Annotated in this window: 16 protein-coding genes and 1 pseudogene; 10 read left to right on the forward strand and 7 right to left on the reverse strand. The window is 73.5% G+C overall.

Going from position 1 to position 18837, the window contains the following annotated elements; translation table 11 throughout:
- Positions 1 to 4: 4 nt before the first annotated feature.
- From OG202_RS26290 to OG202_RS26325, 8 genes and pseudogenes are all read left to right on the forward strand, one after another.
- Positions 5 to 2131, forward strand: coding sequence for a zinc ribbon domain-containing protein (locus OG202_RS26290; protein ID WP_328223681.1), 2127 nt, complete (start codon positions 5 to 7; stop codon positions 2129 to 2131).
- Positions 2132 to 2187: 56 nt separating this feature from the next.
- A complete protein-coding gene (locus OG202_RS26295; RefSeq protein WP_327728584.1) occupies positions 2188 to 2397 on the forward strand; it encodes a hypothetical protein in 210 nt (69 codons plus the stop codon).
- 321 nt (positions 2398 to 2718) lie between these two features.
- Positions 2719 to 4023 (forward strand): NAD(P)/FAD-dependent oxidoreductase, encoded by a 1305-nt coding sequence (locus OG202_RS26300; protein WP_328223682.1) that lies wholly within the window; start codon positions 2719 to 2721, stop codon positions 4021 to 4023.
- Positions 4020 to 4874: a DUF1365 domain-containing protein gene (locus OG202_RS26305; RefSeq protein WP_328223683.1), complete on the forward strand. Its 855-nt coding sequence runs from the start codon at positions 4020 to 4022 to the stop codon at positions 4872 to 4874. The genes OG202_RS26300 and OG202_RS26305 overlap by 4 nt, the downstream gene beginning before the upstream one ends.
- On the forward strand, positions 4871 to 6289 hold the full coding sequence (locus OG202_RS26310; RefSeq protein ID WP_327728581.1) for a cyclopropane-fatty-acyl-phospholipid synthase family protein: 1419 nt from the start codon (positions 4871 to 4873) through the stop codon (positions 6287 to 6289). Before OG202_RS26305 ends, OG202_RS26310 begins: the two co-directional genes overlap by 4 nt.
- 47 nt (positions 6290 to 6336) lie before the next feature.
- Positions 6337 to 6837 (forward strand): annotated as a pseudogene (locus tag OG202_RS26315) (class I SAM-dependent methyltransferase); the annotation flags it as partial.
- Positions 6834 to 7634 (forward strand): DUF1295 domain-containing protein, encoded by an 801-nt coding sequence (locus OG202_RS26320; protein WP_328223684.1) that lies wholly within the window; start codon positions 6834 to 6836, stop codon positions 7632 to 7634. The pseudogene OG202_RS26315 and the gene OG202_RS26320, both read left to right, overlap by 4 nt.
- 107 nt (positions 7635 to 7741) lie before the next feature.
- Positions 7742 to 8455 carry an alpha/beta fold hydrolase gene (locus OG202_RS26325; RefSeq protein ID WP_328223685.1) on the forward strand — a complete coding sequence of 238 codons (714 nt, stop codon included), beginning with the start codon at positions 7742 to 7744 and terminating at the stop codon, positions 8453 to 8455.
- A gap of 91 nt (positions 8456 to 8546) precedes the next feature.
- Here the strand turns inward: OG202_RS26325 and OG202_RS26330 are convergent, their stop codons facing one another.
- From OG202_RS26330 to OG202_RS26345, 4 genes are all read right to left on the reverse strand, one after another.
- Positions 8547 to 9299 (reverse strand): anti-sigma factor, encoded by a 753-nt coding sequence (locus OG202_RS26330; RefSeq protein WP_327728578.1) that lies wholly within the window; start codon positions 9297 to 9299, stop codon positions 8547 to 8549.
- The gene (locus tag OG202_RS26335; protein WP_327728577.1) at positions 9296 to 9880 is read right to left on the reverse strand and encodes a sigma-70 family RNA polymerase sigma factor; all 585 of its coding nucleotides are present in this window, start codon (positions 9878 to 9880) and stop codon (positions 9296 to 9298) included. Before OG202_RS26335 ends, OG202_RS26330 begins: the two co-directional genes overlap by 4 nt.
- A gap of 669 nt (positions 9881 to 10549) precedes the next feature.
- The gene (locus tag OG202_RS26340) at positions 10550 to 11041 is read right to left on the reverse strand and encodes an FMN-binding protein (RefSeq protein WP_328223686.1); all 492 of its coding nucleotides are present in this window, start codon (positions 11039 to 11041) and stop codon (positions 10550 to 10552) included.
- A gap of 7 nt (positions 11042 to 11048) precedes the next feature.
- Positions 11049 to 12401, reverse strand: a complete 1353-nt coding sequence (locus OG202_RS26345) for a ferredoxin reductase family protein (RefSeq protein ID WP_328223687.1) — start codon at positions 12399 to 12401, stop codon at positions 11049 to 11051.
- 219 nt (positions 12402 to 12620) lie between these two features.
- Between OG202_RS26345 and OG202_RS26350 the strand changes: the two genes are divergently transcribed.
- Together OG202_RS26350 and OG202_RS26355 are read left to right on the forward strand one after the other, a co-directional pair.
- Positions 12621 to 13370, forward strand: a complete 750-nt coding sequence (locus tag OG202_RS26350; RefSeq protein ID WP_326580045.1) for a response regulator transcription factor — start codon at positions 12621 to 12623, stop codon at positions 13368 to 13370.
- 62 nt (positions 13371 to 13432) lie between these two features.
- A complete protein-coding gene (locus OG202_RS26355) occupies positions 13433 to 14935 on the forward strand; it encodes a sensor histidine kinase (protein ID WP_328223688.1) in 1503 nt (500 codons plus the stop codon).
- A gap of 256 nt (positions 14936 to 15191) precedes the next feature.
- On the opposite strand, the gene OG202_RS26360 is transcribed toward OG202_RS26355, so the two are convergent.
- The 3 genes from OG202_RS26360 to OG202_RS26370 form a co-directional block, all read right to left on the reverse strand.
- Positions 15192 to 16460 carry an ATP-binding protein gene (locus OG202_RS26360; protein WP_327728573.1) on the reverse strand — a complete coding sequence of 423 codons (1269 nt, stop codon included), beginning with the start codon at positions 16458 to 16460 and terminating at the stop codon, positions 15192 to 15194.
- Between the two features lie 539 nt (positions 16461 to 16999).
- Positions 17000 to 17908 carry a hypothetical protein gene (locus OG202_RS26365; RefSeq protein WP_328223689.1) on the reverse strand — a complete coding sequence of 303 codons (909 nt, stop codon included), beginning with the start codon at positions 17906 to 17908 and terminating at the stop codon, positions 17000 to 17002.
- Between the two features lie 98 nt (positions 17909 to 18006).
- Positions 18007 to 18639: an RNA polymerase sigma factor gene (locus OG202_RS26370; RefSeq protein WP_326580037.1), complete on the reverse strand. Its 633-nt coding sequence runs from the start codon at positions 18637 to 18639 to the stop codon at positions 18007 to 18009.
- Between the last annotated feature and the right edge of the window lie 198 nt (positions 18640 to 18837).

The following is an 18837-nucleotide window of genomic DNA, read 5'->3' on the forward strand; positions in this document are numbered from 1 at the left end:
GTTGATGGCGACGGCGACATGTACCGCCTTCTCGGGGGTGCTGGAGGCCACGGGTGAGCGGGTCGGGCAGCGGGTGCTGCTGGAACGGGTGGGTTTTCTGGCCGAGTTGAGCCGGGAGCTGACGGGTGCTCTGGTGGCCGCGCGGTGGGACGAGGATTCCTTTGACGTGCTGGCTGCGGGGGTGGACGGGCAGGGTCAGGCGTTGCCGTCCAAGGGCTGGATGGCGCTGCGTCGCTTGAACTGGCCGCAGGATGTTGTGCTCCCGGCGGGGGTGTATGTCCCGGACCGGGTGCGGCGGGGCGCTCAGGAGTACGCCGCGCGCACCCTGCGTCTGGCCCTGCACCGGCGCAGCATCGTGGCCGCCGTCCTGGCCGCCTGGCCCGCCGATCCCCGGCGGCGCACCGTGGCGGAGTGGACGGCCCTGAGGGCGGTACTGCCCGCCGGGGTGACGGGTGCCGAAATCCGCAACCGCACCCGCCAGATCCGCGCCCACGTGGCCGAGCACGGGCAGCTGCCCGCCGGGCTGTGCGCCCTGGAGGGCCCGCCACAGGTGGCCGGCCAGGTACTCCTGGCCGCGATGGACCGCCAGCAGGTCACCCTGACCCGGGTGGATGCGGCCACCGCCCGGCTGCGGGTCAAACTCCCCCTGCGGGCCGCCCCCGCCACGGGGCGTGACTGGGCCTGGCACATGCTCGACATCCGGCTGCCCGGTACCGTCGCGCCTGATGCGGTGCTGCACACCCCGACCCTGCGCCCCACCCCGGCCGGGAGGATCGCCGTCGACCTGCCGCACTCACGGCCCACCCCGGCCACCAAGCCGACCGGGCATCGGGTGGCGGTCGGTTTCGACTGGGGTGTCAACACCCTCCTCACCGGCACACTCGGCCGCCTGGCCGGGAAAGGGCAGACCTCCCGGGTCGTCACCGACGGCCGTCCCCTGGTCTTTGACGCCACGGTGATCAGCACCGCTCTGCACCGGCTGCGCGGTGTGCGCGAGCGTCTCGCGGCCAAGCGCGACCACTACCGGGCGCTGGCCGACGGGCTCGGCTCCCCGCACCTGGCCTGGGGCGGACACCTGGAGCGGGCCCGGGCACTTCAGGCGGAACATGTCCGGGTGTGTGCCCGGATCCGGCAGCTGAACGCCGCGCTGGCCCGGGCGGCGGCCCGCTGGGCCGTCGACCAGGCCGCCGCGCTCGGCGCGAGCGTCATCTACCTGGAGGATCTCGCCACCCTGGAAGCCCGCGGCCACCGCAAGGGCAACGCCCGCCTGTCCGGGCAGGTCCGCGGCGCTGTCGCCGAGGCGATCCGGCACCTGGGCGCGAAGGCCGGGATCACCGTGGTCACCGTTCCCGCCCGGGGCACCTCCAAACTCTGCCCCGGCTGCCTGACCACACTCACCCACCACCCGGCCCCCGACCGACTCGGTGAGCGGGGCTGGAAGTGGGCGCACTGCACCGGGTGCGGGCTGTCCATGGACCGCGACCACGCCGCCGCCCGACGCATCGTCTCCCGCGGCCTGCTCGCCCAAACCCACACCACCACCGACCGCACCACAGGCACCCGGACCATCCGCACCACCATCGAGGGCACCGTGACCATGGTCCGGCGTCCGAAGAAGACCACCCGCCGCCTGCGCCGACAGCGCCACGCGCAAACGGCCCCGCCCCGCCCGCGCGGGCCGAAAACCACCCCGGGCAAGGGACGCCCCACCCCTGCCAGGCCGAGCCCTCGCCACGCTGCCACAGGCCCCGGCCCCGGCCCCGGCCACACGACTTCCCGCCGTACGCCCGATGTGCGTACGGTCCCCGCCACCACCCCCACCCCGGGGGCAGTCCAGCGTCCGGCGGGGCATGACACCACGACACCAGCCGCCACACCCGGGCCGGTGCCAGGTCATGGAGTACCCGCACCCCACCGAACCGAGGAAGACCTTCCACGATCCGGCCGGGTGCGGCTCTCACGCAGAACCTGTCGACGACGCACCCGCGCCGCCCAGCGGACCGGCTTCCACCACCTGCACGCCACCGAAGTCCACCCCCTCACCCCGAGGTTCGGACCACCGGACGGCAACCGCACACGGCCACGCCGCGCCCGAAAAGCCTGGAAACCACAGGCACACACAGAGTTCTAGAGACGCTGACCACCGAACTCCGTGAGTTCTACGTCCGGGCCGACTCCCTCCGTGAGGTGGAGAAGTGGGAGGACCGCAACCACTCGGACGGCATCCTGCGCGCCCAGAACGTCCCGCTGAAGTGGACGGTCAAGAACAGCGCCACCGCCGGCCAGGTCGGCATCACCCTCACCTGGGGTCAGGGGGTCACCACCAAGCTCGTCGTCGGCCTGGACCGCAACCACAAGATCACCCACATCGGCACCCCACGCGCCGGCGGCAAGTGACCACATCCATCCTCCGGGGCCGGGAAGGCCGGGCACGCACACCGCATGCCCGGCCTCCCCGGCCGTAGCTGTCGTCAGACCCACCCAGTCCACCCAGTCCACCCAGCCCAACCGGTGCAAGCCTTCGTGCCGCCGCCGACCGCCGACCGCCCGACCGCCGCCGGCTCCCGTACGCCGCACCCCGCGCGGCCCACGTACGCCGTACGTGGGCCGCGCGGGTCACGTCCGTCGGCAAGTGATCCGTCGTACGGCCAATCCGATGCCCGAGCAGATCCGGATTACGCGCGACAGCACAGATCGCGGCCGACGGGAGGAAGGGCGATGGAGCGGACGTCGAGGGAGGCGTCGCGGAGCCCGGAACGCGCGGGGCGGCGTACCGCCGTGGTGGGCGCGGGGGTGGCGGGACTGACCGCCGCGTACGTCCTGGGACTGAATCGTCACGTCACGCTGTACGAGGCCGACGACCGGCTCGGCGGACACGCGCACACGCATGAGCTGACCTCGCCGCAGGACGGGCGGGTGCACCGCGTCGACTCCGGTTTCATCGTGCACAACCGGCGCACCTACCCGTATCTGCTGCGGCTGTTCGACGAGCTCGGCGTCGCCACGCAGGAGTCGGAGATGAGTATGTCCGTGCGGTGCGAGGGGTGCGGACTGGAGTACGCCGGCGCCCGCGGCCCGGCCGGACTGCTCGCGCGGCCCCGCACCCTCCTGCGCGGCTCCTACCTGCGGCTGCTGGCCGAGGTTCCCGCGTTCCACCGGGCGGCACGCCGGCTGCTGGCCGAAAGCCCGGAGGATCCGCTCACTCTCGGCGCGTTCTTGGACCGGGAAGGCTTCTCCGGCTACTTCCGCGCCCACTTCATGACACCGGTGGTGTCCGCCGTGTGGTCCTGCGACGCCGCCACCGCGCAGCTCTACCCGGCCGCCTACCTGTTCCGCTTCCTGGCCCACCACGGGATGCTCTCGGTGGGCGGTTCGCCGGTGTGGCGCACGGTGACCGGCGGTTCGCGCGAGTATGTCGACCGGATCGCCAAGCACATCGGCGACGTCCGCACCGCCACCCCCGTCCGGTCCGTGCGACGCCACGCCGACGGGGTGGACGTCACCGCCGCGGACGGCACGACCGAGCCGTACGACGCCGTGGTGATCGCCGTCCACCCGGACCAGGCGCTGCGGCTGCTGGCCGACGCGACCGAGCGGGAGCGGGCGGTGCTGGGCGCGTTCCGGTACTCCCGCAACGCCACGCTCCTGCACACCGACACCGGGCTGCTGCCACGCGCGCGCGGCGCCCGGGCCTCGTGGAACTATCTGATGCCGTCGTGCACGGCGGGCGCCGACCGGGTACGGGTCAGCTATGACATGAACCGGCTGCAACGCCTCGACGCCGCCGAGACGTTCGTGGTCACGCTGGGCGGCGAGGACCGAGTCGATCCCGGGCGGGTGCTGGCCCGCATGGTCTACGAACACCCCGTCTACACAGCGGAGTCGGTGGCCGCCCAGCGGCGCCTGCACGAACTGAACGGCCCCGTCACCGCGTTCGCGGGCGCCTACCACGGCTGGGGATTCCACGAGGACGGCTGCCGCTCCGGCGTCGAGGCCGCCGCCGCGTTCGGGGTCCGCTGGTGAGCACCGTACCGGCCCTGTATCCCTGCACGATCGCGCACGTGCGGACCACGCCCTGGCGGTACGCGCTGCGCCACCGCACGTACATGTGGCTCGTCGACCCCGACCGCCCGCCCCGGCTCCCGCCCCTGCTGCGGCCGTTCGCCCGGTTCGACCCGCGCGACCACTTCACCGGCGACCGGCCCACGCTCCGGGCGGGCCTGGACGCCTTCCTGGCCGCGCACGGCGTGGACCTGGACGGCGGGAGCGTGCTGATGCTCACCCACGCACGCGTGCTGGGCTACGTGTTCAACCCGCTCACCCTGTACTGGTGCCACGGCCCGGAAGGGGAAACGCGCTGCGTGGTCGCGGAGGTGCACAACACCTACGGCGGCCGGCACGCCTACCTGCTGCGACCGGACACGACCGGGGCCGCGCGTACCAAGGACGCACGGACCGAGCAGGCCTTCCACGCCGAGAAGCAGTTCCACGCCGAGAAGCAGTTCCATGCCGAGAAGCAGTTCCATGCCGAGCAGGAGTTCCACGCCGAGACGCAGTTCCATGCCGAGAAGGAGTTCTACGTCTCGCCGTTCTTCCCCGTCGACGGCCGCTACCGCATGCGCCTGCCGCCTCCCGGAGCACGGCTCGACCTGACCGTGCACCTGGACCGCGAGGGCGGCCGGGCCTTCACCGCGACCGTACGCGGCACCCGGCGCGCGGTGAGCACGGCGTCCCTGCTGCGGCTGGTGCTGCGGTACCCCTGGTCCACCCTCGCCGTGGCGGCCGCGATCCGCGCCCACGGCATCCGCCTGTACCTGCGGGGGCTGCCCGTCCAGCCCCGCCCCGGACACCGCACCACGGAGAAAGCCATATGACGACAGCGAGGACGACAGAACCCCGCACCGCCCCCGGAGGGGAGAGCATCCCCGGCGGGCAGACCACCGCTCCCGTCGAGACGGTGGGCGCGGATGCCGCTCCGGTCGCCACGCCGGACAGGCACACCGCTCCCGTCGACACCACCACCCGTCGGCCGGATGTCGACACCACCACCCGCGTGCCCGACGTCGACACCACCACCCGCGGGCCGGATGTCGCCGCCGTACCGCGGGCCTCGTGGCCCCGGACCGCAGTGACGCGGGCCGTCGTGCGGCACGCCCTGCGGGAGCTGCCCCTGCGGGCCCGGTTCGGCGGCGCGGAGCCGGTCGGCCGGGGAGGGCCGCTGCTGGAGGTGCGCGATCCGGGAGGTTTCCACGCCCGCGTGGGCACCCACGGGCTGGTCGGGTTCGGCGAGTCCTACATGGCGGGCGAGTGGGACGCCCCCGACCTGGTCGCCGTACTCACCGTGCTCGCCGGGCACGCCGCCGACCTGGTCCCGGCCCCCCTGCAACGGCTGCGCGCCCTGTGGGCGCCGCGGCACCCGCACGAGGAGCGCAACACGCCCGACGGTTCCCGGGCCAACATCAGCCGCCACTACGACCTGTCCAACGACCTGTTCGCTCTGTTCCTCGACGACACCCTCACCTACTCCTCGGCCCTCTTCCGCGGCTTCCCGGCCAACTGGGACCTGCTCGCCGCGGCCCAGCACCGCAAGATCGACCGGCTGCTCGACCTCGCCGACGTGGGCGAGGGCACCCGGCTGCTGGAGATCGGCACCGGCTGGGGCGAACTGGCCCTGCGGGCCGCCGCCCGCGGCGCCCGCGTCACCTCGCTCACCCTGTCCCGGGAACAGCGGGCCCTGGCACGGGAACGGGTGCGCGCGGCGGGGCTCGACGAACGGGTCTCGATCGAGCTGTGCGACTACCGCGAGGCCCGTGGGACATACGACGCCGTGGTCAGCGTGGAGATGATCGAGGCGGTCGGCGCGGAGTTCTGGCCGGTGTACTTCCGTGCCCTGGACGCACGGCTGGCGCCGGGGGGCCGCGCGGCGTTGCAGGCCATCACCATGCCGCACGAGCGGATGGTCGCCACCCGCTCCACCTTCACGTGGATCCACAAGTACGTCTTCCCCGGCGGGCTGATCCCGTCCACCCGGGCGATCGAGGAGACCGTCCGCGACCACACCCGGCTGCGCCCGGCCCGCCGCGACGGCTTCGGCGCCCACTACGCCGAGACGCTGCGCCTGTGGCGGGAGCGGTTCACCGAGCGCGCCGAGGAGGTGGAGGCGCTCGGCTTCGACGAGACCTTCCGCCGCCTGTGGACCTTCTACCTGGCCTACTCCGAGGCGGGGTTCCGCTCCGGCTACCTCGATGTCCAGCAGTACCTGTTCACCAAAGGGAACCCCGCCCGATGACCGGCACCCGCGCCTCTGCCCGGCCCGGTGCCGCCCACCGGCTCACCGCCCGCGCCACCGTCGGGATGGGCGAGCACGTGGGCGACGCCGCGTACCCGGCGTTCGCCGCCGCCCCGCACCGGCCGGTCCGGCGGGGAGGGCGGGTGCTCGTGCAGCAGATGCCGCGTGGCCGCGACGCCCCCGGCGGCGGCCCGTTCATCGAGGCGGGCACGGCCCCCGACCTGCGTATGCGGCCGCTCGGCGAGACGGTGGGTCTGCTGGAGGAGGCGGGTCCGGAGGCTCGGCACGTCGAGTCCCCGCGTGAGTACTACGTCCGTACGGTCACCGCCCGGCACCGCGCCCCGGAGGAGCGCCGGGAGCGGTTCGTGGGGCCGGTGGGCGAGGAGACCGCGCGTGGGTGGCGGCTCTACCTGGTCGGCGGGGCGCCGGCCTGCGAGGAGGGACGGATGGGTGTCGACCAGATCCTGAGCGCGCGGCCCGGCCCCGGCGGCGACCGGGGCACACCGGCGGCCACGCCCGCCTGGTACGAGGGGGTGGACCGGCTGTGAGCGGCTTTCCGTGGAGCGCGTTCGCGCTCAACCTGGCCTGGGCCGCCGGCGCGGCCCTCGCCGTCATGCTCGTCACCTTCGCCCTCGCGGTGCGTGCGGGCGTGCACCGGATCGTCGACATCGCCTGGGGGATCGGCTTCACCGCCGTCGCCGCCGTGACCTTCGCCGCGTCCGCCGGGTACGGGGATCCGACGCGGCGGGTGCTGGTGACCGTCCTGACCGCGGTGTGGGGGCTGCGGCTCGCCGCGCACATCGCCCGCCGCGCCCGGGGGCACGGCGAGGACCCCCGCTACGAGGCGATGCTCGCCAAGGCGCCCGGTGACCGGAACCTGTACGCCCTGCGCATGGTCTACCTGCTGCAGGGCGCCCTGGTCTGGCTGGTGTCCCTGCCCGTCCAGGCGGCGCAGTACGTGCCCGGCCCGCCGTCCTTCCTCGCCTGGGTCGGGGGAGCGGTGTGGGCGGTGGGGCTCTGCTTCGAGGCGGTCGGGGACGCCCAGCTCGCCCGGTTCAAGGCCGATCCCGCCAACCGGGGCCGGATCATGGACCGGGGGCTGTGGTCCTGGACCCGGCACCCCAACTACTTCGGGGACTTCTGTGTGTGGTGGGGTCTGTTCCTGCTCGCCTGCGACGCGCCGGAGGCGGCGGTCGTGTCGGTCGTCTCCCCGCTGGTGATGAGCCTGCTGCTGGTGCGGGGGAGCGGGAAGCGGCTGCTGGAACGGCACATGTCGGACCGTCCCGGCTACGCCGAGTACGTGGCGCGCACCAGTGGCTTCTTCCCGCGCCCTCCGCGTCGGTGAGGGGGCGGGGACGACCGTGCCGACACGACCGTGCCGACATGGCCGCGACAAGGCCTGTGAGGCCTGTGAGGTTTGTGAGGACTGTGAGGAAGTCAGGAGCGCCCGCTGTGCCCCACCAGGACGACGCCGGGTATCCGCCCCGGCCCGGAGAAGCGCTCGTGCCGCGACGACTTCCGACACGCCCACGTGCCGCCGTACTGGTCCTGCACGGAGGGCGGGAGACCGACCGCCGTCTCTCCCGGCCCTGGCAACTCGCCGCCCTGCGCATGCACCCGTTCCTGTGGTCGCTGTCGGCGGAACTGCCCGGCCAGGACGTCCTGCTCGCCTGCGTGCGCTACCGCCTCCGGGGCTGGAACGGCACCCGCGCCGACCCGGTGGCCGACACCCGTCGCGCGCTGGACCGCCTCACCGAACTGGCCGGCCCCGTGCCCACCGTGCTGGTCGGTCACTCCATGGGCGCCCGGGCCGCACTGCGCGCCGCCGGCCACCCGCAGGTGAGCGCCGTACTCGCCCTGGCGCCCTGGTGTCCGCCGGGCGAGCCAGTGCGGCAACTGGCGGGCCGTCACCTCGTCGTCCTGCACGGCGAACGGGACCGCGTCACCTCGCCCGCCGACTCCGCCGCCTACGTGCGCCTGGCGCGGGGCGCGGGGGCACGGACGGGTATGGCCCTCGTCGGCGGCGGCGACCACGCGATGCTGCGCCGCCACGGCTTCTGGCACCGCACGGCCGCGGCCACCGTCGCCCACCTCCTCGACCCCGACGCCCCCGACCCGCTGCCCGCACGGTGCTACGGGCCGGGGGCCGACTCCCCCGTGCTCTGACCGGCGGCCCGGTGAATTCCGGGGGCGCACCGCCCCCCGTCCGGCAGGGCGAGGTGAAGTGCGTGAAGTGCGTGAAGTGCACCCGCACGGCTCAGGACGGGAAGTCCATCAGGGCGACCGGGGCGGAGGTGGGCCGCTTCGAGCCGCCGCTGGGTTCGATGGTGATGCCCATGCCCGAGGCCGTGTCCACGGCACCTCGCATCAGGACGGCCTGATCGGCGCGGGCGGGGTCCATCAGGCCGGCCGACCGCATGGCGCCGTCGTCGTCGAACCACAGCTGGTAGACCTTTCCGCCCGGGGGGCTCGTCATCCCGGAGACGAGGAAGACGGCCTTGTCCCGGCTCCGGGAGACCACGACCGTGCCGGTGGCGCCCCCGGCCAGTGCGGCGGCCCGGGTCCTGGCGTCCGGTGCGGCCAGTATGGCGGCGATCTCTTCCGTTCCCCGCTCGGCCTGGCGCGCCCGGCTCAGCGCGTCCTCGGCCCGCTCGTGCTGCCACACCGTCGTCCCGCCGAGCGCGGCGGCGGCCGCGAGGCAGGCGGCCAGCGTCCACCGCGACAGGCGTCGCGCCCGCAGCCCTGTACGGCCCCGGCGGGACTCGGCCGGTCCGCCGGGTTGCTCCTGCCGGACGGTGGTGATCCGCCGCAGTACCCGCTCGCGCAGGGCCGCGGGCGGCGTCACCGAGACGGCGAGTCCCAGCCGGGCCGCGGTGGCGACCAGCTCGTCCGTCTCCTGCGCGCACGCCTCGCAGCCCGCGAGGTGCCGCTCGAACGCGTCGCGTTCCCCGTCGGGCAGGGCGTGCAGGGCGTAGGCGCCCGTCATCCGGTGCAGGTCGGTGGCCGTCATGCCGTCACTCCCAGGCAGTCGCGCAGCCGGATCAGTCCGTCCCGCAGCCGGGTCTTGACCGTGCCCAGCGGAAGCGACAGCGCCTCCGCCACCTGCCGGTAGGACAGTCCGCGGTAGTAGGCCAGCGTGACGGCCTGGTGCTGGATCTCGGTCAGCGTGCGCAGACAGCGCCGTACCTGTTCCCGCTCCAGCCGCGCCTCGACCCGCTCGGCCACGTCGTCGTACTCGGGCGTCCGCTCCAGCAGGGCGGCCTTGTGGTCCCGGACGGCCGCGGCCTCCACCGAGCGCACCCGGTCCACCGCCCGGCGGTGCGCCAGTGTGAGGATCCAGTTGATGGCGGTCCCCCGGTCGCGGCGGTAGCGGGGCGCGGTGCGCCACACCTCCACCAGGACCTCCTGGGTCACTTCCTCCGACTGGGCATGGTCACGCAGTACGGCGCGCACGACCCCCAGGACCGGACTCGCGACGGCGTCGTAGACCGAGGCGAACGCCTGGTCGTCGCCCAGGGCCACACAGCCCACGAGCTCCTCCAGGTCCGGCTCGGTCGACGGGTTTCTGCCGATGTGCACTACTTCTTTCACCGGGGGCCTCCGCGGTTGGGACATCTCCGGACGTAATCCGATTCCGGTGAGGTGGCGGATTGGTTCTGATGACGATGAAAGCGCAGGTGAAGGGGGATGGCGCGGACACCGCCCCCGTCCGTCCGTGCCCCGAGGGGTTCGAGTCGACGAGGGAAGCAGGCGGCCTCCCCCAGCGCGCGCACCTCGTCGATGTCCGTCAGGTGCGGGTTCACGTCACCGCTGGGCGGGTGTGTGTGCCTCCCTTCCCGAGGGGCCGGATGGCCAGGCCGTGCAGCTGTGACCACGCCTTCTCCTTCCGTCGTGCCGTCTGACGACTCTGGAGTGGATTCCTGTCGGCGACCGGTTGCGGATGCGGTCCGCCACGACGGAAACGGGCGGGAAGCTCCGGGCCAAGGCAGGGACGGCCTCTCCCGGTGCGGCGGCCCCGCCGCGGCCACCGGCACGCGACGGACGGGTGCGGGCCATGAGCGCGGACGATGAAGACGGACGATGAAGGAGGCGGAGCAACAGGTCCGCCCAGCCCAGGGGCGCCGGCGAACCGGCTCACCCGGGAGTGGCCGATCCGGGCTGGTGCGCGATCGTCGCCCGGTTCCGGCGTCACCACGGCACGGGTCGGCGCCCTCCGGGGCACGGACCGGTGCCCTCACGCGGGCTCCGGCCGGGCCGGCGTCAGCGGCTCGCGGAGTCCAGCGCCGACTGGAGCGACTGACGGTAGCCCTCACTGGTGTAGGTGGCTCCGGAGACGGTGTCGATGTCGGCGCTCTGGGCGGTGAGCGCCTCCCTGGTCAGCTGCGGGATGGCGTAGCTGTTGATCCGCTGGTCCCTCGGGTTCTCCTGCGGATAGGTGACCGCGGTGACGTCGGTGAGTCTGCCGTCCTTCAGGGTGACGCGGACCTGGACGGGGCCGTAGCGGGTCTGGACCGAGTCCCCGGTGAGGGTCCGGGTGCCCGTGGACGAGCCGCTCGATCCGCCCGACCCGGTCGTTCCGCTCGTTCCGCTCGACGTGCTGGAACTGCTGGAGGGCACGGGAGTGGTCGCGAGCCCGGCGACGCCCGGCGTCGTGTGCGGCTTGAGCGAGAGCAGCAGCACCATCCCGGAGACGGTCGCGGCACTCGCCAGCACGATGCGGCGGAGCGGACGGTTCTTCCTCAACGTGTGCAAGTCGGCCTCACAGCTCGAAGGACTCGTGGTGGATGCGGCGGTCGGGAACCCCGGCGGTGCGCAGCGCCTCGTACAGGTCCCGCGCGAACCCGTGCGGGCCGCACAGGTACACGTCGTGGGCGTCCAGGTCGGGCACGGCCGTGCGCAGGGAGTGGGCCGTGAGGTCCGGACGCCGGCCGTGTGGACCGTTGAGCGCGTACAGCACCTTCGCTCCGCGCCACCGCGCGACCGCTTCCAGTTCGCCTCCCAGGGCGAGGTCCTCGGCCGTGCGGGCGCGGTAGAGGAGGGTGACGTCGCCGGGCAGCGTCTCGAACAGGGCCCGCAGCGGGGTGACGCCGACACCGCCCGCGATCAGCAGCGACTTGTGCGAGGTCTGCCGTTCGGCGGTCAGCGCCCCGTAGGGGCCCTCCGCCCACACACGGGTGCCCGGCCGCAGCAGGGAGACGGCGGCGCTGTGGTCGCCGAGCGCCTTGACGGTGATGCGCAGCAGGTCCGGGCGCGGTGGCGCCGACAGGGAGTACGGCGTGGAGGTCCAGCGCATGCCCTCGGTGAGGAACCGCCAGCGCAGGAACTGTCCCGGCCGCGCACCCATCTCGTCCAGCCGCCGGCCGCGTACGACGACGGAGTACACGCCCGGCGCCTCCTTGCGCACGGAGTCGACCCGCAGCCGGTGACGCAGGTTGAGCCGGATCGGAGCGAGGATCCGGAACCACCCCACCAGGGCCGCGACGCCCAGGTACAGCACGTACCAGGCGGCCTGAGCCGGCCGGTTGCCGGTGAAGTCGGATCCCAGGGCGAGCTGGTGGCCGAAGGAGAGGAAGACCGCGGCGTACGTGAGCAGGTGCGCGTAGTACCAGAATTCGTGGCTGACCCGGCGGCGCACCGCGCGGGCGGAGACGAGCCCGACCGCGAACAGGATGGCGGTACCGGCGGTGGCCTTGAGCATCTCCGGGTAGTCCAGGACCACGGTGAGCGTCTCGTCCAGGATCGAGGAGCCGTCCTGGGCGGCGTACCCGAGCAGTATCAGCACGACGTGTGCCACCAGCAGACAGATCGTGTAGCGGCCCGCCATCGCGTGCCAGCGAGCCACCCGGTCCGACCCGATCCGCCGCTCCAGGAGCGGGACGCGGGCCATCAGACCGACGAGGACCGCGCAGGCGTACCCGCTCAGCAGTCCCGTGATCCGCCCGGCGCCGGTCAGCCAGCCCGCGGTGCCCACGACCGACCCCGTGTCGTGCCACCACAGGGCGGTCACGGCGGCGGCCCCGCCCCACAGGACGGCGAGCACGGGGCCCGCGGGAGAGCGCCGTGGCGCGGGAGGCGCGGGGGCGACCCTTCGTTGTGCGTACGCCGTCGTCATCCGTATGTCCCTCTCGCCATCCGTACGTCCGTCGCCGTGCGGGACGCCACCCTGCCGACACAACCTCTGAGCCCGCTCTCAGCCGCGTGGCCTGCGGTGCGGCCCCGCCGCAGGTGGGGAGGGCGGCCGGGGTGGTCCAACGCCACGGCGGACTCAGAGCGAACTCAGAGGTCGAGGGAGCGGCCCGGAACGCGGCGAGGCCGCATCCTGGTACGTGAGATGAACGCTCCCCGACCCCGCGGCTCGGCCCGCCCCGTGCTGACCCGAACCGACGGCGCCCCGCTCCGGGTCCTCGTCGTCGACGACGACCCCGACCTCGCGGAGGTCCTCTCCGGGGCCCTGCGGTACGAGGGCTGGGAGGTACGCACGGCGGGCGACGGCGTCTCGGCCGTCGCCGAGGCACGTGAGCTGCTGCCCGACGCCGTCGTCCTCGACGTCATGCTCCCGGACACCGACGGCTTCGCCGTACTGCGCTCGCTGCACGCCCTGCGGCCCGACGTGTGCGTGCTCTTCCTGACCGCACGGGACGCGGTCGAGGACCGTATCGCGGGCATCACGGCGGGCGGCGACGACTACGTGACGAAACCGTTCAGCCTGGAGGAGGTCGTCGCCCGCCTGCGCGGACTGTTGCGCCGCGCCGGCATGGCCCGGCAGACGGAGGACGGTCCGCGGCTGACCGTCGGCGACCTGGTCATGGACGAGGAGGCCCGCGAGGTGACCCGCGGCGGCGACCTGATCGAGCTGTCCCCGACGGAGTTCGAACTGCTGCGCCTGCTCATGCGCAACCCGCGACGCGTCCTCAGCAAGGCGCAGATCCTCGACCGCGTCTGGTCCTACGACTTCGGCGGGCAGGCACATGTCGTCGAGCTGTACATCTCCTACCTGCGCAAGAAGGTGGACGTGGGCCGCCCGTCCATGATCCACACGGTGCGGGGCGCCGGATACGTGCTCAAGCCGGTGACCAGGTGAGGCCCCAGGTGAGGCCCCGTGGGTGGCTGCCTCGTCTGCCTCGTCTGCCTCGTCTGCCGCGCATGCACACGCTGCGGGCGCGGCTCACCGTCGGCCTCGTCGTACTGCTCGCGGTCAGCTGCGCGGCCGTCGGGGTGGCGGCGGTGGTGGAGCTGAACGGCTTCCTCACCGGCCGGCTCGACCAGCAGTTGCGCGATGCGGGTGTGCGGTTCCCGGCGAGCCTGGAACACGGCGGGAGCCTGCCGTCGGACCTCCCCCGGTCTCGAAAGGGCTCGACCGGGGGGACCCCCATGGGCGACGAGGACGGCGACGAGGACGGCGACGAGGACGGTGACACCCGCCGTCAGGCCGTCGGAACCTTCGGCTGCCGGCTCGTCGGCGACACGGTCACCGACGCCGCGGTGGTGGGATCCAGCAGCGGCACGGGTGCGGTGCCCGTTCCGCTCGGCGCCGCGGACCGGAGAAAGCTCGCCGCGGTGCCGGCCGATGGCGACGGACACACGATCGATCTCTCGTCGCTGGACGACTACCGCGTGATGGCGGCCGAGGGCCGGGACGGCGACGTCCTGATCACCGGGCTGCCCATGGAGCCCGTCGAGGCCACCGTCCACCGGCTGGAACTGGTCGCCGGAATCGTCTTCGGCGCGGCGCTCGCCGTCGCCGGCGTCGCGGGAGCCCTGTGGGTGCGCTGGTCGCTGCGACCGCTCAGCAGTGTGGCCGCGACCGCCACCCGGGTCAGCGAACTACCGCTCTCCAGCGGCGAGGTGGCGCTCCCGCCACGCGCGCCCGAGAGCGACCCGCGCAGCGAGGTGGGACGCGTTGCCAGCGCCTTCGACATGATGCTCGGCCATGTCGGGGAGGCGCTGACCAAACGGCACACGAGCGAGGAACGGCTGCGCAGTTTCGCCGCCGACGCCAGCCACGAACTGCGCACACCCGTGGCATCGATCAGGGGGCACGCGGAACTGGCGCTGCTGCACCCGGACCCGGTGCCCCAGAAGGTCGTGCGGGCCCTGGAGCGTATCGAGGCCGAAGCGGCCCGCATGGGCGAGATGGTCGACGACCTCCTGCTCCTCGCCCGCCTCGACGCGGGCCGCCCCCTGGAACGCCGTCCCGTCGACCTGACCCGCCTCGTCCTGGACGCCGTGACGGACGCGCAGGCCGCGGGCCCCGGACACCGCTGGGCCCTGGAGCTGCCCGAGGAGCCGGTGACGGTGCCGGGCGACGCCCACCGCCTCCATCAGGTACTGGCCAACCTGCTCGCCAACGCCCGTCTGCACACACCCGTCGGAAGCACGGTGACCATCTCCCTGCGGACCGACGCCGGCACGGCGGTACTGACGGTCCACGACGACGGGCCGGGCGTTGCCGAGGACATCCGGCCCAAGGTCTTCGAACGCTTCACCCGCGCGGACCGCCGCCGCACCGAGGGCGCGGGAACCGGCGCCGGCCTCGGCCTGTCGATCGTGGCGGCGGTGGCGGAGGCCCACGACGGAAGCGTCACACTCGACAGCGGCCCCGGATCGACCACGTTCACCGTCCGGCTCCCCACCGGTGAAGAGTGACGGAAACCGCGGCATCCTCCCGGCAGCCCGGCAGCCCGGCAGCCCGGCAGCCCGGCAGCCCGGCAGCCCGGCAGCCCGGTCTTGCGAGCGTCCCGCGCACGCCGTGTCCGCACGGGCCGTCCGCGGCGGCAACCTCACCGAGGGCGGACGGACACGCGTCGACACCGCCGCAGGCGGGGCCCATCCGCCGGCCGGGTACATCGGCTGCCGACCGAGTCCGGGGGCGCCGAGCAGGCCGCGCTTCCCGGGAAGGGCCCTAGAGGCGGGCGTACTGCCTCGTCTGTTCGGCGAACTCCTGGGACATGGCGGCGCCGACCGTGGGCTGGGTGTCGCGGATCGTGTCCAGGTAGTCGTCCGTCGTGGGGAAGACACGGGTTCCGGTGTCGAACGTGCGCTCGAATCCGGCCTGGGAGACGGTGCGCGCCACGTGGGCGATGTCGGCGGGTGTGAAGCCCTCGCTGGCGGATGCGAGTACCTCGCTGTCGGCCTTCGCGGCCGCTCGGGCCAGGTAGCTCTCCCACAGCGCGGTCCTGGCAAGGTGGTCGGGAGGACCGATCGGCAGTACGTAGTCGAAGCGGCCGTGCCGCAGGAACGCGGAGTCGAGCGTGGTCACGTTGTTCGTGGCACAGACGAGGAGTCGCCCGTCCTGGCTGCGGAACCGGACGATCGCCTTGAGCAGCTCGTTGACGACGCCGACCGCGGTCGCGTCCGCGCCGCCGCGCGCGCCGGCGACCTCCTCGACCTCGTCGATGAACACCAGAACGTGGTCGAGCCGGGAGATCTCGTCGAAGCGCCGGCTCAGCCCGCTCGCCAGGCCGTACTCGGCGGCCAGCCGCGCGGGGAACAGCTCCAGGAACGGCCATCCCAGGCGGCCGGCGATGGCGTGCGCGAAGGTGCTCTTGCCGGTCCCGGGCGGACCGAACAGCATCACCGCGCGCGGCAGCTCCACACCATGTTCCGCGGCGAGTCCGGGACGGGCCAGTGGCAGGACCAGACGGCGCTCGATGAGCTGTTTCTCCTTCTGCATACCCGCGACCTTCTGCCACAGTCCGTCGGGCGGCAGCTCCGCTCCGAGCGAGGAGAGCATGTCGGCCGACGGCGGGGGCACTGGTCTGCGCTTCTCGAACAGGACCAGGTCCGACCGGGCGCCGAAGTCGCGGTTGCGCAGCGCGGCGGCACCGGTCTCGCCCTCGGGCAGGGCGGCGTGCAACGTGCGGACGCCGTCGGTGAAGAGCCGTCGCTCAAGGGCCGAGATCAGGGCGCTGCCCAGCCCCTGGTGCCGCCAGGCGGGCGCCATGCAGATGCGTACGATCCACGCCCGGTCACCCTCCACCCTGCTCACCGCGGCGCCGACGACCACGTTGTCCGCCGTGGCCACCACAGCGGGGTGGAGGGCCTGGAGGGCCGTCACGGTGTCCGCGAGCGGGAAGAGAGGCGGCTCTTCGGTCGTGCCGCTTTCCATGTCGACACGGAGCACTCCCTCGAGATCGTCCGGGGAGTAGTCCCGGACCCGCCATCCCGTCATGACCAGCTCCGCGTGTTCGGCCGGGTTCCCATCGTGGGCTGCCGCGTGGGGTACGCGCGCGATCGGCATGCCACGACGCCGCCGACCGGCACAGGCTTGCATCGCCGACCGGTGCGACGAGTCGATTACGCCGCAGGCGGCATGTCGCTTCCCCACGCCTGTCACCCCAAGAGGCCTGGGTCGACGGGGGCATGGGCACGCCGCCGGTGTGGACACCGCGACGGCGCCGCGGGTGGCACGCGACTCGTGGTCGAGCGGGCCAACGCACCGCTGGTGACCGTGGTTGTCCGGTCCTACGGGCACGGATGGGGCACTGCCTCGGCCTGTGCCGTTCCGCGGCGCTTCCATGAGGGGGCGAGAGGCGCACCGGCCTCCGACCACGACCGCAGCGTGTCCCGGTCGGAGTGCGGGCGCCGAGACGGTGGCCGGCTCATGAGGGCGGGCACCACGAGGGGGCGAAGGAGGCCACCGGAACCCGAACGGTGAGCGGCCCGGCCGAGGGGCGCGGGAGTTACTCGCCCGGCCGAAGGGCTCGGGAGTTACTCGCCCTTCCCGCCGCTTGCCTGGCCGTTGCCGGCCCCGTTGTCCGCTCCGCCGGCGTCGTTGCCGGGATTCCCGTTGCCCGACGTGCCGCTGTTCCCGGATGTGCCGCTGTTCCCGGAACTGCCGCTGTTCCCGGAACTGCCGGTGTTCCCGGATGTGCCGGTGTTCCCGGACGTGCCGGTGTTCCCGGATGTGCCCGCCGTGCCCGCCGTGCCCGTGCCGGCTCCCGCAGCGCCCTCGCCCGGTTTGCCCGTGTCGCCGGACCCGTTCGGTCCGGCTGTCGCCCGCGCCAGCTGCTCGGCGCAGTACGCGGCGACCTTGCCCTCGCCGCCCGCCGCCGCGGCGAGTTGCTGCCAGGCCGTGGCGTCGAGTGCCTTGCCGTTGTCCTTGACCTGCTCGTAGGCGCGGCAGTGGGCCTCGGTGTCCTGGGCGGTGGCCGGGCCGTCCGTCGGTCCGGCGCCGCCGGAGGAGGCCGACGAGGTCTCACCGCCCGGCCGGGTCGGGGCGGAGGCCGACGGGTGCTCGGGCCTCCGGTCGGTACCGGCGCCGTCCGTGGACGAGCCGGCCGAACCGATGGCCGCGACCGCGACACCGCCCAGGGTGAGGCTGGCGAACACGGCGGCGAACGTCGCCTTCACAGGGCGCCCGGTGCGCCGCCCCGCAGGCAGCCGCCAGTCGTCCCGGCGCCGGGTACGCGCCCGGGGCGCGCCCGCGGAGCGGGCGGCCCGGAAGGCGCTCACGGCCCGCTGTTCGGCCTCGGCGGTGCGATCGCCTTCGCGCAGAACCGCGGCCAGCACCGTCTCCAGCGCGGAGCCGTCACGCGGCTCCCACGGGCCGGACGCGGCGTCGTCAGGGTGCACACGCCGACGGCCCGGCACTCCGTCGCCGCTCAGCCGTTCACCCATGTTCGTTTCCGTTCCTGTCCGATTCTGTCCGACATGCTCGATTCACCTGGCGTTCCGGGCCTGATGCCTGTCCGCCGGCCCACTGCCGCGGGCGTCGTTCATTTCGACTCCCCCAGCGTCCGGGAAGCCTCATCCGTCACACCCTCCGCCGCCTGGCCCCCGACGCCCAGCTGGTGGGCGAGGCGTTTCAGGCCTCGGTGGGCGGCGGTGCGGACCGCTCCCGGGCGCTTGCCGAGGACGCGCGCGGCGGCGGTACCGTCCAGGCCGACCACGACCCGCAGGAGCACGGCCTCGGCCTGGTCCTTCGGCAGCCCGCGGACCAGTTCCAGGGCCCGCTCGGTGGAGAGGGTCTCCAGCGCCTGGACATCGGTGCTGTGCGGGCCGGGCATGTCCAGTACGTCCTGTTCGGTCCCCGCCGACCGGGGCCGCACGCGCTGGCGGCGCAGATGGTCCAGTGCCCGGTGCCGGGCGATGGTCGCCGTCCAGCCGCGGAAACCGGCCCCGTCCCCCTTGAACCGTCCGAGGTCACGGGCGATCTCCAGCCAGGCGTCGGACGCCACGTCCTCCGCGTCCTCGCCCACGAACCCGCGCAGATAGCCGAGCAGGCCCGGTTGCACGATCCGGTAGGCGACCGCGAAGGCGGCCTCGTCCCCGTCCTGGGCCCGCGCGACTGCCGCGCCCAATTCCCCGTCGTACGTCTGTACGCGGCGGGGTTGCCGTGCCTGGCCCAAGACTGTCCTCGTTCGCACCTGGTTCAAAAGCGAGTCCGTTTCGTCCGACGAGCCCCGATGGCATCGACGGCCCCATGGAGACCAGCGTGCGTGCTCACGGAAGTGTCACCACGCATCAGGCGTCCCTCACGTCGTCGTCGGGGCCCCTGTCGCGTGGCCGGTGAAGCCGCGAGGGCCGTCGGCAGGTCCAAGGAAAGG

Origin of the sequence: Streptomyces sp. NBC_00310 (genome assembly GCF_036208085.1) — a bacterium.
GTDB lineage: Bacteria > Actinomycetota > Actinomycetes > Streptomycetales > Streptomycetaceae > Streptomyces.